Origin of the sequence: Burkholderia crassaminum (assembly GCF_964265005.1) — a bacterium.
Classification (GTDB): domain Bacteria; phylum Pseudomonadota; class Gammaproteobacteria; order Burkholderiales; family Burkholderiaceae; genus Burkholderia.
Window position 1 is genome coordinate 78,294 of the sequence record NZ_OZ183801.1, and the last position, 13,178, is coordinate 91,471.

The 13,178-nt window shown below is 64.7% G+C and carries 13 protein-coding genes; 9 read left to right on the forward strand and 4 right to left on the reverse strand.

The genetic code is table 11. The annotated features are described in order from the left end of the window. The first annotated feature begins 79 nt into the window (after positions 1–79). Entirely contained in the window at positions 80–727 is a 648-nt protein-coding gene (locus tag ACPTTF_RS33640) for a hypothetical protein (RefSeq protein ID WP_166958764.1), read from the forward strand. A 198-nt stretch (positions 728–925) separates the two neighbouring features. Here ACPTTF_RS33640 and fliD read toward each other — a convergent pair whose 3' ends face one another. After that, a complete protein-coding gene (fliD, locus tag ACPTTF_RS33645; protein ID WP_423371958.1) occupies positions 926–2,425 on the reverse strand; it encodes a flagellar filament capping protein FliD in 1,500 nt (499 codons plus the stop codon). Between the two features lie 218 nt (positions 2,426–2,643). Here fliD and ACPTTF_RS33650 point away from each other — a divergent pair, with 218 nt between their 5' ends. The 6 genes from ACPTTF_RS33650 (at position 2,644) to ACPTTF_RS33675 (ending at position 8,791) form a co-directional block, all read left to right on the forward strand. Next, a complete protein-coding gene (locus ACPTTF_RS33650) occupies positions 2,644–2,937 on the forward strand; it encodes a hypothetical protein (RefSeq protein ID WP_423371959.1) in 294 nt (97 codons plus the stop codon). Between the two features lie 463 nt (positions 2,938–3,400). Beyond that, complete coding sequence (locus ACPTTF_RS33655; protein ID WP_423371960.1) at positions 3,401–3,814, forward strand: DoxX family protein; 414 nt, start codon at positions 3,401–3,403, stop codon at positions 3,812–3,814. 408 nt (positions 3,815–4,222) lie between these two features. Further along, positions 4,223–5,176: a dTDP-4-dehydrorhamnose reductase family protein gene (locus tag ACPTTF_RS33660; RefSeq protein WP_423371961.1), complete on the forward strand. Its 954-nt coding sequence runs from the start codon at positions 4,223–4,225 to the stop codon at positions 5,174–5,176. Between the two features lie 120 nt (positions 5,177–5,296). Further along, on the forward strand, positions 5,297–6,205 hold the full coding sequence (locus ACPTTF_RS33665) for a LysR family transcriptional regulator (RefSeq protein ID WP_166958756.1): 909 nt from the start codon (positions 5,297–5,299) through the stop codon (positions 6,203–6,205). Between the two features lie 180 nt (positions 6,206–6,385). After that, positions 6,386–7,714: an MFS transporter gene (locus ACPTTF_RS33670; protein ID WP_423371962.1), complete on the forward strand. Its 1,329-nt coding sequence runs from the start codon at positions 6,386–6,388 to the stop codon at positions 7,712–7,714. Between the two features lie 93 nt (positions 7,715–7,807). After that, on the forward strand, positions 7,808–8,791 hold the full coding sequence (locus ACPTTF_RS33675) for a succinylglutamate desuccinylase (RefSeq protein ID WP_423371963.1): 984 nt from the start codon (positions 7,808–7,810) through the stop codon (positions 8,789–8,791). A gap of 306 nt (positions 8,792–9,097) precedes the next feature. Here the strand turns inward: ACPTTF_RS33675 and ACPTTF_RS33680 are convergent, their stop codons facing one another. The 3 genes from ACPTTF_RS33680 to ACPTTF_RS33690 all read right to left on the reverse strand — a co-directional run bounded on the left by ACPTTF_RS33680 (position 9,098) and on the right by ACPTTF_RS33690 (position 11,047). Then, on the reverse strand, positions 9,098–9,526 hold the full coding sequence (locus ACPTTF_RS33680; protein ID WP_423371964.1) for a VOC family protein: 429 nt from the start codon (positions 9,524–9,526) through the stop codon (positions 9,098–9,100). 697 nt (positions 9,527–10,223) lie between these two features. After that, positions 10,224–10,496: a hypothetical protein gene (locus ACPTTF_RS33685; RefSeq protein ID WP_166958748.1), complete on the reverse strand. Its 273-nt coding sequence runs from the start codon at positions 10,494–10,496 to the stop codon at positions 10,224–10,226. A gap of 263 nt (positions 10,497–10,759) precedes the next feature. Continuing rightward, positions 10,760–11,047, reverse strand: a complete 288-nt coding sequence (locus tag ACPTTF_RS33690) for a hypothetical protein (RefSeq protein ID WP_423371965.1) — start codon at positions 11,045–11,047, stop codon at positions 10,760–10,762. A gap of 42 nt (positions 11,048–11,089) precedes the next feature. On the opposite strand from ACPTTF_RS33690, the gene ACPTTF_RS33695 reads away from it, so the two are divergent. After that, a complete protein-coding gene (locus ACPTTF_RS33695) occupies positions 11,090–12,277 on the forward strand; it encodes a DMT family transporter (RefSeq protein WP_423371966.1) in 1,188 nt (395 codons plus the stop codon). Between the two features lie 203 nt (positions 12,278–12,480). Beyond that, positions 12,481–13,053 carry a plasmid fertility inhibition factor family protein gene (locus tag ACPTTF_RS33700; RefSeq protein ID WP_423371967.1) on the forward strand — a complete coding sequence of 191 codons (573 nt, stop codon included), beginning with the start codon at positions 12,481–12,483 and terminating at the stop codon, positions 13,051–13,053. Positions 13,054–13,178: the final 125 nt, after the last annotated feature.

Genomic DNA, 13,178 nt, shown 5'->3' on the forward strand with positions numbered 1-13,178 from the left:
ATCGTTTCTCGTAACGATTCGTAATATTATGCCGCGGAGCGATTTTTACCGATGAACCGTGAGTCCGCATCCGCTTCCCATGCAACACGTAACGACGACAAGCCAGTCACCGATCCTGGCGGCACCGGTAGATGCCATGCTGCACGCCGTGATCGACGAGGTCGTGCATCGGAGCGTGTCGGAAGCGACGACGCGCAGCGGCTACATGCGATGTGCCGACTACGCGATCGTCGGCGCGCAGGTGCTGACGCTGCTGACCGGTAAACCTTACCGGCCGTACGCGGGTGGGGAGGTGCTGGATTTCGGCGGCGGCAACCTGTATGCGCTATGCACGACGCGCGAGCGGCGCCGCACCGCGCGGCATCTGTCGCAGCTCGCGAGGTATCACTGCTGGATCGAGGCGCGTCACGACGATATCGGCGGCCACGCGCGCAAGGAAATCGTCGATTTCACGCTGCGCCACGACGAGACCGTGGCGAGCAACCTGGGGATGCCGTTCGCGCGCGCTTACCAGGCGTATTTCTGGGGCTGGGACGACGAGCACACGGTACCGGCCGAGCTGCACGGTCATCCGGTCTTCGCGAAACAGGGCCCCGTGTGGCGCTGGGCGGAGCGTGAATGCACGTCGTTGCTGCGCGCCTACGAGCGCGAGCGGCCGGGCTATTTCGGGCGTCAGGTGTCGCGTGCGATCGATCTGTTCGCCGATCGCGTCGAAGGGCTCGGCTGACGGCGCACGCGTGTCGGGCAACCCGCAGGCAGGCCGCCCGCCGCGCGGGTGCGAACCAGGGAAACGAACCCGGCACGTGCGAGCAGATCGCCGGGCATGAACGCCGTCGCGACGCGGCACGCCGCGCGCGACGGCGCGAGCCGGCCGATCCATTGGCCGGGGGCCGCCGACGCGGTCATCGGGCGGCCCGGCCGCGCATCACTTGTTTGCCAGCGTACCGCTGCTGTTGGCGCCGCCGAACAGCTGCGTCAGGTACTTCGTGTTCGAGTTCATCTTGGCCATCAGCGCGTTGAGTGCCGTGAACTGCGCCTGATACTGCTTGGTCAGCTGGTCGGCGTAGTCCGTCAGGTCCGACTGCTGTTTGGTGACGCGCTTCAGATCGGCGCTCAGCGCGTTCGTGCGCACGTCGATCATCCCGTCTTTCTTCGTGAACGGTTCGATCTGCTCGGCCAGACGCGCGCCGATCCCGTTCTTCGAGTTGAACAGACGCGCGACCCCCGCCTGGTTGGACGACAACGCACTGTCGAGCTTCGCGTTGTCGATCTTCAGCGTGCCGTCCTTCTCGAGCGAGATGCCGAGCGTCATCAGGTTTGTGTGCCCGTTGCCGTCCTCGTTGGGGACGCCGCGCGCGACGCTCGACGCGAGCGAGTTGCGGATCGTGTTCAGCGTCGAATCGCCGATCAACGCGCCCTGCGAGTTCGCGCCCGGCGTGAAGCTCGTCAGCGTGCCCATCGTCTTGACGACGGTGTTGTACAGGTTCACGAAATTCGTGATCGTCGTCGCCTGCGCCTTCGTATCGGTGCTGACCGTCAGCGTCTGCGGACCGGTCGCGTTGACCGCGTCCGCCGACAGGTTCAGCGTGACGCCGGTCAGCACGCCCGACACCGCGTTGCTCGCGCTGGTCGATGCGATGCCGTTGAGCGTGAACTTCGCGTCCTGCGCGGCGGTGCTCTGCTGCCACGCGGCCGCGCTGTTCGCCGATTCGATCTTCGATGCGCCGCCGGACGTGTCGGCCGTCGACTTGACGCCGAGGCTCGACAGCCCGTTGTCCCCGGACACGTCGCCGACCGCGACGCTGATCGCGTTCGCCGAGCCGGTCTTCGTCGATGAGAGCACGAGGTGCGAGCCGTCGGTGCCCTTGATGACGGTTGCGCTGATCCCCGGGTTGCCGGACGCGGCGTTGATCGCGGCCGCAATGCCCGACAGCGTGTTGTTCGTGCCGCCGACCGGGACGTTGAACGACTGGCTGCCGAGCGACAGTGTCAACGTGCCGGTGCCGAGCGCCTTGTTCCCGTCGAAGCCGGACGACGACAGCGCCTGCGCGGTTGCGATCTGCGTGACGCCGACCGTGTAGGTGCCGGCGACCGCACCGACGCCTGCGGTTGCGGTCAGGCCCTTGCCGCTCGCGACCGCGTTGAACGTCGACTGCAGGGCGCCGTTCTTCAGCGACGCGAGGCCTGCCTCGAGCGCACCCAGCGCCGACGACAGCGCGCCGAATGCGGAAATCTGCGTTGTGCTGGTGGCTTGCGCCGACGTCAGCGCCGCCGCGTGGCCGGCCGTCTTCGCGTTCACCAGCACCTTGACGAGCGCGTTGATATCCGACGAATTGCCGGTCGAGCCGCTGATGATCGATTGCACCGCCTGTTGCATCACGCTGTTCGAATTCGCGCTGCTGTTCACGGGCGTGTTTATTGCCATGGATGGTCTCCGGTTGGAAAGCGATCCCGTGACGAGCGGCTGCCGCGACGGCCTGCGGCGATTCGAAGGCAGGCCACATCCGGCGAGACGCGTTCCGGGGTTCACGGGAGTGTCGGGAAAACGTAAGGACGTGCGCTATCGTATATTTAAATCGGTATTTCTTGGTAATTTTTTGTAATGCCTGTTGAGAAAAATGCAGACGGGAACGGGGTGATTGAGTGAGGGCTAAAGGTCTGCGATTTTTTGCCGTTAACACACCGTTTTGGTTGTATTTATTCACGGATTTTTCGCTTGCCCTGCTAAACATCGTGTCGATCGACGGCGTGTGGAAGGCGTTCTCCCTGGCCGGTATCGGGCTGAAATCCTTGCCTGTTGGGCGATATCCGTTGCGGGTGACTTCGGCCTGCATGCCCGCGAAACGTTTTCGCATTGCCAATGCTTATTCCCGGGCCATGTGTCTTTTTCTGAAACATGCCCAATCGATTGCAATATCGGTCGAGTTGCGGGAATGAAGTTGGCCTGCGTGAATCACATATTGAAATTGCCGTTGAATGACAGTGCGTGATGCACAGCTGTGACCGATTCGTGTCAATTGAAGTCGAAAATATCGAATGAATCAGGCGGCCTGAAAGAAGCGGGGCATTTTCGTGTTCTTGAATCATGGAGCAGGTTGGTTTGCACTCCCCGCAGGCCGCTATCTATCGACGATGTTGTCTTCGATTGTCCACTAAATTGATACAGCGAATCATGTTTTGACGGATTGATGATTCCCGTGGGGACAGTAGACTGCATCCGTGCTTCGCCAGAACCGATCCGGAGCGCGCCGGGAACGGTGCGACCAGACGGATTCTTCGGCGGCGGGCCAGCCGGCTTGCTGTCCGATTGTGCGAGGAGTGATTCGTTGCCGACCTGGCGCGCCGCTTCGGCGCATCTCGGCACCGGATGCATCAAACCGTCAATTCAAGGGTGATTGCTATGCGTTACGTTTCGCTGGAGTCGAAGAAGGACGAGCTGCTGCTGGCGGCTCGCGTGCTGTTGATGGTCCTGTTCGTGCTGTTCGGCTGGCAGAAGCTGAACGGCTTCTCGGGCACCGTCGCGTACATGGCGTCGACGGGGAACCCGGCGCCCGAGCTGGCAGCCGCGATCGCGGTGGCGGTCGAGCTGGCCGGCGGCCTGCTGATCGCGGCCGGCTTCTATACGCGTCCGCTCGCACTGGTGTTCGCCGCCTATACGCTCGCGACCGCGCTGATCGGCCATCGCTACTGGGCGCTGCAGGGGATGGAGCAATACATGGCGATGATCAACTTCTACAAGAACATCAGCATCATCGGCGGGTTGCTGTTGCTCGCGCTGACCGGGCCGGGGCGGTATTCGCTCGACCGGAAGTAAGGCGGGGCGGAGTTTCCGTGCAGGTTCGGAGCCCGGTGCACGAAAGTGCGCCGGGCTTTGTTTTGTTAGTGGGGCGTGACGTGTGGCGGTAGCGCAGGGCCGCAGAGCGGCGGGAATCCATGTGCCCTCGATCACTGACCGGCACGCATCAGATACATTCGAATTCCTGATTAATTCGAGCAGTGTCGGCGCTGCCATGATCGCGGCGGGTTGCCCGTCATTCGTTGCTCGCTTGACTGTCCCACGCATCCGTAGCTTGATCGGCTCCGGGTTGAAGCCCCTGCGCGTATTTGATCGGCACGGCTTTCTTGCGTTTGCGCGGCGTGAAGCGGTGCCCAGGCCATCGATTGATGCCTCACACCCAAAAGTTGCGATAGGCTCTGGGGAATCCCCGTTCCCCTTTCACAGATGGCTACCGTGCCGCAATCGACCGTCCTTCTCATCGGCGCCGCCGGCCTCCTGGGCCGAGCGGTTGCCGCATCCCTGTCCCGCGAGTCTTCGTTAAACCTCGTCGCGACGATCCGCAACCCGCAAGGCGCAGGCGCAAAACGCCTTGCGCTGCCCCCGGAAAACCTCGCCGAACTCGACGTCCTCGACGAACCGGCCCTCGAACACCTGTTCGCCACCCGCCAGCCGGCGGCCGTGATCATCTGCGCGGCCGAACGCCGCCCGGACGTCTGCGAACGCGATCCTGCCGGCGCCCGCGCGATCAACGTGACGGCCCCGGCCCGTATCGGCGCGCTTGCCGCGCGCCATGGCGCATGGACGCTCGGCATCTCCACCGACTACGTCTTCGACGGCAAGGCCGCTCCGTACCGCGAGGACGCCGTCCCGAATCCGCTGAACATCTACGGCCGCACGAAGCTGGAAGGCGAGGCGGCACTCCTCGCCGCGTCGCCGCTGTCGTGCGTGCTGCGCCTGCCGCTGCTCTTCGGCCCGGTCGTCGACTGGAGCGAATCGGCCGTCACGAGCCTCGTGCCGGCGGTCGCCGCCTCCGCGCGGCCGGGCGCCGACGCGGTCGGCATGGATGCCTGGGCGATCCGCTACCCGACGTATACGCCGGACGTCGCGGACGTCATCCGCGACCTGACGCTGCGCCATCTCGCGGGTGCGTCGATCACGGGCATCCGCCACTGGTCGGGCGAGGAGCCGATGACGAAGTACGACATCGCACAGCGGATCGCGGCTGCGCTCGGCATCGAAGCATCGCTCAGGCGGATCGACCAGCCGACCGACGCGACGCCGCGTCCGTACGATTGCCATCTGGACGCTTCGCGCATGCGCGCAGCCGGGATCGATCACGCGACGCCCTTCGATATCGCGCTGCGCGCCGTGCTGCGCGATGCGCCGCAGGTGCGGTAGGATCGGGCGCCACGCGCGGCTCGCGCCGCATGAGCCGCATCCGTCCATGGCGGCTGCTGCGCCACGGATGCGGCCCGCGCACACCGGCCCGCACCTCATCGCCCACCCAGGAGCCCAGCCATGCAACTGAAATGGCTCGAAGACTTCGTCGAACTCGCGCGCACGCGCAGCTTCACACGCGCAGCGGAGAACCGGTTTGTCACGCATCCGGCGTTCGGCCGCCGGATCCGGTCGCTCGAGGAATGGGTCGGCGCGCGCCTGATCGCGCGCACGAAGCCGCTCGAACTGACGGCGGCGGGCACCGTCTTCCTCGATGCCGCATCGAACGCGCTCGACATCCTGCATGGCGCACGCACGCAACTCCAGGAAGCGTCGCCGGTGCTGGAGAACAACCTCCGGATCGCGACCGGCCGCACGCTCTCGGCCACCTTCTTCCCCGACTGGTACGACGAAACCGTTGCGCGCGCAGGCTTCTTCACGGCGACCGTGTCGACCGGCAGCGCGGAGGAAGCGATCCTGCAGCTCACGGCCGGCGACGCCGACATGCTGATCGTCTATTCGAGCCCGCATACGCGGCTGCTGATCGATCGCGACCGCTTTGACTGGCTGTCCGTCGCGCGCGAGGTGCTGGTGCCGGTCAGCGCGTTCGATGCGCGCGGCAGCGTGCGCTACCGGCTGCCGGCCGGGCAGGCGCCGGTGCCGTGGCTCGCGTTCGCGCGCACGCTGACCCTGCGCGCGGTGCTGGCGCGCCATCTCGCCGAAATGCCCAACCGCCCGACGCTGCGGCCCGTGTACCAGGCCGATTCGTACGAGGCGATCCTCGCGATGGCGCGTCGCGGGCTCGGCCTCGCGTGGCTGCCGCAGCGGCTCGTCGCCGACGATGTGCGGCGCGGCGAGCTCGCGATCGTCGGCGGTGCCGACTGGCAGATCGGCTTCGACATTGCGCTGTACCGGCGCCGGAACGACCCGCACCCGGTACTCGACGCGATCTGGCGCACCGCGCCGTCACGCGACGACGGCGCGGCGTAGCCTCCGTGAGCAGCGGCTGCGCGGCCCGCGCGCCGATCGGCACGATTGCGTGCCGAAACGGCACGAACGCCCGCCCCGCGTTGCCTACACTCCGCGCTTGACTGGCCCGAACGGCCGCCGGCACAGCCGCGCGCCGTCTTTCAAAATCCTGACGGCCAGCATTACCGGAGGAGCACAGGGATGACCCGCAATACGCACGCCGCGACGCCGGCCCCGCACAACCCGTGGCGCGAGATCTGCGCCGCGAGCATCGGCAACGCGCTGGAGTTCTACGATCTGCTGATCTACGGCTATTTCGCGATCGTCATCGGCCAGCTGTTCTTTCCCACGCACGACGCGGCGACCTCGCTGCTGCTGTCGGTGGGCACATTCGGCATTTCGTTCGTCACGCGTCCGCTCGGCTCGATCGTGCTCGGCAGCTATGCGGACCGCGCGGGCCGCAAGGCATCGCTGACGATGTCGATCGCGCTGATGATGCTCGGCACCGCGATGATCGCGTTCGCGCCGACGTATGCGCAGATCGGCATCGCGTCGCCGCTGCTGATCATCGTCGCGCGGATGCTGCAGGGTTTCTCGACGGGCGGCGAATTCGGCGCGGCGACCGCGTTCATGGTCGAGCAGGCCGATGCGAAGCGCCGCGGCTTCTTCGCGAGCTGGCAGATGTCGACGCAGGGGCTCGCGACGGTGCTCGCGGCCGGCGTGTCGGCGCTGCTGAGCCTGCTGCTGACCGCCGACCAGCTGCATGCGTGGGGCTGGCGCGTCGCGTTTTCGGTCGGGTTGCTGATCGGCCCGGTCGGGCTCTACATTCGCCGCAACATCGACGAACCGGCCGATTTCCGCCGGCTCGGCGAGCAAGGGCGCGCGAAGTCGCCGCTGCGCGAGGTGTTCGGGCGCGATCGCGCGAACATGCTGCTCGGCGCGGGTGTCGTCGCGACGGCCACGGCCTTCAACTACGTGCACAAGCTGTACATGCCGACGTACGCGGTCAAGCAACTGCATATCCCGGCCACGTCGTCGTATCTCGGCGCGGTCGTCACGGGCGCGATGCTGATGGTCGCCGCGCCGGTCGTCGGGCATCTGTCGGATCGCTTCGGCCGCATCCGCGTGATGCTGATCGCGCTGATCCTGGTCGGCGCGACGACTTGGCCGCTGTTCGTCGCGCTGAACCGCTATCCGACGGTCGAGACGCTGCTCGCGGTCCAGGCGCTGGTCGGCCTGTTGATCGCCGTGAGCCTCGCGCCGCTGCCGGCGCTGCTCGCCGACATCTTCCCGACGAGCACGCGCGGCACGGGCCTCGCGCTGTCGTACAACTTCTCGGTGACGCTGTTCGGCGGCTTCGCGCCGCTGATCGTGACCTGGCTGATCGACGCGACGCACAACAAGCTGGCGCCGAGTTTCTACGTGATGGCGACGGCCGTGCTCGGGATCACTTCGGTGATTTCGCTCGGCCGCCGGATGCGCGGCGCGGCGGCTGCCGCCACGCCGTCGACGCGCGTGACCGAGGCGTGACCGAGGTGTGACGCGCCGGCCGCGAACCCGATTCCGGCGCAACCGGCACACGTCGGCTGCGCCTTTCCCGAACCCCTGTTGAGCCTTTCCGACATGACCACGCTTGAAGCCATCCGCGCCGCATTGCCGGCCTATCCGATCGAAGTGGCCTTCCCCGACATCACGCGCTGGCGCGCGGGCAATACGGGCATCGACTATCTGCATACGTTCGACAGCGGCCGGCCCGGCAAGCACGTGATGATCCTCGCGCTGACGCACGGCAACGAAGTCAGCGGCGCGATCGCGGTGGACACGTTGCTGGCCGCGGGCCTGCGCCCGGTTGCGGGCCGGCTGTCGCTGGGCTTCGGCAACGTCGGCGCATACGAGCACTTCAGCGCGGAGAACGCCGACGCGACGCGCTATCTCGACGAGGACATGAATCGCGTGTGGACGCCGGCCGCGCTCGACGGCACGCGCGACAGCCGCGAGCTCGCGCGTGCGCGCGCGATGCGTCCGCTGCTCGATACGGTCGACCTGCTGCTCGACATTCATTCGATGCACGAAGCGTCCGCGCCGCTGATGATGACCGGGCCGCTCGAGAAGGCGATCGCGCTGGCGGCCGCCATCGGCACGCCGGAGCACGTGATCATCGATCGCGGCCATGCGAACGGCACGCGGCTGCGTGACTACGGCGGCTTCGGCGATCCGGCGAGCGCAAAGAATGCGCTGCTGATCGAGACGGGCCAGCACTTCGCTGCGAGCGCGCGCGATGTCGCGCTCGACAGCGCGGCGCGCTTCCTGCTGCATGCGGGCGTGGTTGCGCGCGACGACGTCGCGGCCTTCCTCACGCAGCCTGCACCGGTGCCGCAGAAATTCGTCGAGATCACGGAGCCGGTCGTCGCGCGTTCGATGGATTTCCGGTTCTCGCAACCGTTCACTGGGCTCGAGGTGATCGAGCAGGCCGGCACCGAGATTGCCCGCGACGGCGACGACGTGATCGTCACGCCGTATGACAACTGCGTGATCGTGCAACCGTCGATGCGGCATCTCGGCGTGAACGTCACGATGATGCGGCTGGGGCGATTGCTGGAGCGTTGACGTCGCCTGCGGCGGACCGCCGGGATACGCCCCGCGCGGTCTCGCTCAGCCGGGGTGTCGTGCGCTACACCGCATCCGATTCACGCACCCGTGCGCGGGGCACAGACAAATCGCCGTTACGCCGTTTGCGCCCGCATGGATTGTCCGGGCGCAGGGCTATCGCCGGCTCGACCGCTCGACCGGCGCCGCAAGTCCGTTCTCGATCCGATTCGGCCAACCGCACTTCCGCACAGGAACCCTGTATCCGGTGCAGGATCGTCCAGAGCTTGTACGAACAGCCAGGGCACCCGTGTATCAATCGGATTGCTACGCGTGTCGCTTGGGGTTCCACGCTTTGTGTACGAACTCAAGACGGTTGCCGTCGATGTCGGCGACGTTGGCTGCGTAGTAACCGGGGGCGAAGTAGGTACGATCCGCCGGTTTTCCCTCGTCAATACCGCCGGCCTTGATTGCGGCTGCGTAGGCAGCGTCGACCAGTTCATTCGTATCGCAGACGATCCCGAGGTAAAGCCCGGTTTCGCCGGGCTTGCGTTTGCGTAGCCAGATGCTCGATCCAACCCCCTCTCCCTTGCCATACACATCGTCACCGATGCCGTAAAGATCCGGGACGCTCTCCGGGCCCGAAGCGGAGTCGTAGTTGCCGAAGAGTCTCCAGCCGAGCGGCTTCAAGGCTTCGGAGTAGAAGGTCAGTGACTTCTCGATGTCGGTGACTGAGATGTAAACGTGGTCGATCATTGGGGCGCCTTCGACGTGGATGGGTACTGTCTGCGCATAACGATATTCGACAGCCGCGTGTCCATCCTGTTGCCGCGCATGTGGGGCAACAGGATGAGTGCATCAAAGCAGAGCACGCAGAGTTTGTCGGCAAACTAGCCGGCTCGATCGAGCGTCAGCTCGTGGCTGAGGATTCAACCTGTCGATGAAGCAGGAAAGCCTGATGCTACGACCGCGCATACGCTTTCACAAGCTGCGCACGCAATCTCGCGCGAAGCCGGCGCAACGAACCGGGCGTCGGTCTCGACCGGCTACGCCAACTACCGATTCCACTGCACGTCCAGCACATGCGACGGAGCTCGAGGCGATCGCAAAGGCCGGCAACGAGATCGCGTGACAGTAACGATGCGATCGTCACACCGATCGTCACACCATATGGCAACTGCATGATCGTGCAGCCGTCGATGCGGCATTTCGGTGCGAACCTCACGACGATGCGCCGGGCGCGACACATACCGGACAGCGCCTGACTCGAAACGGCAAGCAACCTGGCTTCACTGATACCGGGAAGGGCGTGGCAGAGGGTCGATCAGCCAGCGGGCATGAAGGTGTCATGTTGCGCAATGTCGGCACCACAGCCCGCCGTGGCGCTGGATTCAGAATGTCAATCCAGCTCCAGGCTCCACGTATTGATAATCGTCGAGCGCTTCAAGGTCGATTAACGAATGGCAAAGCGGGTCGCCGGCGAGCCATTCGCGCAATTATTTCCGTAGATAAACAGATTCCTGTTTTCTGAATATACCTGGTAAATAATTGAATAAACTTCCTTGGCGCTGAACGAATAGACGCCGTCGTTGATGGTCACCAGCAGGTTGCCGGTGGGGTCGGTTTCGATCTTGTCGATCTTGCCGGCCTTGCAAAGCGCCTGTGCGGACGCGCACGTGGAGGCGAGCATCAGTGCTGAAAACAGCACGGTTGCAATCTTCTTCATGACTTTCCTTTGGAAATGAATGAAATGATGCGATATGACGACGTCGGTCACGTCCGCAAAGACAAGTCTGTCTTTACGGATTGCTGATTCGCAAGTGTCTGGAAATCAACGGTGGCCTGGTACGGTGAAACCATGCGACAAAACACGAATACGATGATTCGTGCTGCGCCTCCGTTATCTCGTTGATTTTGACTTGCGGTGTTGCGGCGCACAACACAGACTATTTATTTGAATTTGAGAGCGCCAATCGAATTAATTTATCGTTAATCGAATTCGATAATTTTTTGTTTGAATGCTATTTCATTGAATTCTGCGTGTTGTTGTTTTTGTTTTCGATTGTTTCGATATTTAAATAATCGGCGACGAATATTGAATCGATGGATGAGGGTGGTGCGGGCGCGGCAGACGAAGCGCATGGGCGTTCGCGGGGCTCGAGCGTGTGAGAGCGGGATGAATCCTTGGCCGGGAAACCGGACGGGGTCTTGCCTGAATTCCGGGCGCGTTGTTCGTCCGGTGCGCAAGCTGCGCAGCGCGCATCTGTCCATGTTCATCCCGTTGTCGGCGCCGGCCGGGCCGATTCGACTCGTGCCTGAATGGAAAAACGCTACACTGCGCGGGTTCCCGAGCACATCGGGAGCGTCAGGACACCGTGCACACGTGTCAGGAACCGGCCACGCATGTCATTGAGTCTCGTCGGGCGGCCGTGTGCTTTCTCGCGTCGCAGGCCGCCTTCGTCATTGCCGGAGCGGACTTTCTGGTCGATGGAGGCTACGTTGCGAAATGAACCGGTCGATCACGTGTTCGGGCCTGCACGGTCCGGCGTGACGAGCTTCCTTGCGGAACCCACCGGTCGCTTCGTGACCGCGGTGACAGCGACTTGCCTGTGGGGCAGCGCGTTTCCTGTCGTGAAGGTCGGGTACGGGATGCTGGGCATTCGACGCGACGACACATTCCAGCAGATCGAATTTGCAGGCTATCGCTTCGTCCTGGCGGCGCTGCTGCTGTTCGCGCTGATGGCCGTCGCGCGCGTCCCGCGGCCGCCGTTGAACCGGGCAACGGCCGTAGCGGTCGTGCGAGTGGGTGTCGTACAGACATTCCTGCAATACGTCTTCTTCTACGCGGGGATTGCGCTCAGCAGTGGCATGGAAGGCGCGATCATCGCCGGCACGCTCACGTTCTTTCAACTGGGCCTCGCGCACGTCATGCATGCCGACGACCGCATGACCGCGACCAAGGTCGCTGCCGCCGTCCTGGGTTTTGCCGGCATCGTGTTCTACCACGTGATGGCCAATGGCTACGCATTCACGATCGGAAGCGGCGAGGGCCTGATGTTGTCGGCGATGTTTTTTGCCGCTTGGGGCAACATGCTGAGCAAGCAGGCGGCCCCGGCGATCCTGCCCGTCCTGCCGCTCACGGCGATGCAGATGTTGCTCGGCGGCCTTGCCCTGATCGCGGTCGGCGGCGCGAAAGCAGGTGTGGCGCCATTCGACTTCTCGCCCGGGTCGGTACTCGTGCTTGCGTATCTGGCTTTCGTATCCGCCGCCAGTTTCCTGTTGTGGAACAGCCTGATGTCCTACAACAAGGCGGGCGCCGTATCGATATACCTGTTCCTCGTACCGATCTTCGGCGTCCTGTTGTCGTCGGCGCTGTTGGGGGAACCGTTGCGGTGGTATGTGGTGCCGGCGCTCGTGCTGGTCGTGATCGGCATCGCGCTGACGCACGCAGGCACGGCCGGCCGCGCAATCGTGCCGAGCGGCGCGGGGCAGAGCGATCGATCGTGACACGGCGCCCGGCCTTCCGTCGGGGCTGCGATGCGCAGGTCGGGCGCGCTCATCTTGACGCGCACCGAAAAACGCTACACTGCGCGGGTTCCCGAACACACCGGGAGTGTCAGGACACCGGGCACACGCATTGCCGACACGCGACGACGTATTGGCCCGCATCCTGACTCATTCGAACAAATCACGAGAGAAACAGAGGGCCCATGCTGACACGTCTTCGTATCGGACTCGATCGCGCGCGCGACCTGCGCGAAGCGGGACGACCGTCTCCCATCCAGCCGCGGCCGCAGGCGAGCGAACTGGTCGACCTGAGCGCGCAGCGCGCGATGTGGCGCGTGGCCGTTCCGGGCCAGGCCGACTGCTACATGGCGGCGACGCCCGCCGAAACAGAGCGCTACGTCGTGCACCTCGACGCTCAGACGTTCTACGGCCTGTGGCTCGGCACGAGCCCGAGATTTCCGCAACTGAACTCGCAGGACTGCGTGCCGCGCCGCATCATGCCGCTCGACAGCAAGTACGCGTCGGCCGCCGCCGCGTTCCGGGCCGGCCGCCTCGAACCGGTCGCGCTGCCGCCGGTCGGCTACTGGCTCGAGGGAAGCGGGTATGAAGTCGCGATGAGCAACGGCATGACGCGCACCTTCTGGCTGCTCGCGAACCGCGTGCGGTCGTTTCCGGTCAGCGTCGACAACGCGACCTGGGCCACGATGCTGAACAACATGGCCGGCGTCGGCGTCGCGCCGATCGCGTACCGCGAACTGTTTTCCCGGCACGCGTAGGTCGTTCGTCGCGATCCGGTGCGCTCCGGCGGCGGCGGATCGCCACCGGGTTTGACACGCCGCGTTCGCGGCCATTAAAGTCGCATCGCGGGCCGGTGGGTCAAGCACACGCCCGGAACAGGCAA

Coding starts and splice junctions, on each gene's coding strand:
- ACPTTF_RS33675 (WP_423371963.1), top strand. CDS start 7,808: ATGACCACGCTTGAAGCCATCCGCGCCGCATTGCCGGCCTATCCGATC.
- ACPTTF_RS33680 (WP_423371964.1), bottom strand. CDS start 9,526: ATGATCGACCACGTTTACATCTCAGTCACCGACATCGAGAAGTCACTG.
- ACPTTF_RS33640 (WP_166958764.1), top strand. CDS start 80: ATGCAACACGTAACGACGACAAGCCAGTCACCGATCCTGGCGGCACCG.
- ACPTTF_RS33660 (WP_423371961.1), top strand. CDS start 4,223: ATGGCTACCGTGCCGCAATCGACCGTCCTTCTCATCGGCGCCGCCGGC.
- ACPTTF_RS33700 (WP_423371967.1), top strand. CDS start 12,481: ATGCTGACACGTCTTCGTATCGGACTCGATCGCGCGCGCGACCTGCGC.
- ACPTTF_RS33695 (WP_423371966.1), top strand. CDS start 11,090: ATGGAAAAACGCTACACTGCGCGGGTTCCCGAGCACATCGGGAGCGTC.
- ACPTTF_RS33670 (WP_423371962.1), top strand. CDS start 6,386: ATGACCCGCAATACGCACGCCGCGACGCCGGCCCCGCACAACCCGTGG.
- ACPTTF_RS33690 (WP_423371965.1), bottom strand. CDS start 11,047: ATGAACATGGACAGATGCGCGCTGCGCAGCTTGCGCACCGGACGAACA.
- fliD (WP_423371958.1), bottom strand. CDS start 2,425: ATGGCAATAAACACGCCCGTGAACAGCAGCGCGAATTCGAACAGCGTG.
- ACPTTF_RS33665 (WP_166958756.1), top strand. CDS start 5,297: ATGCAACTGAAATGGCTCGAAGACTTCGTCGAACTCGCGCGCACGCGC.
- ACPTTF_RS33685 (WP_166958748.1), bottom strand. CDS start 10,496: ATGAAGAAGATTGCAACCGTGCTGTTTTCAGCACTGATGCTCGCCTCC.
- ACPTTF_RS33655 (WP_423371960.1), top strand. CDS start 3,401: ATGCGTTACGTTTCGCTGGAGTCGAAGAAGGACGAGCTGCTGCTGGCG.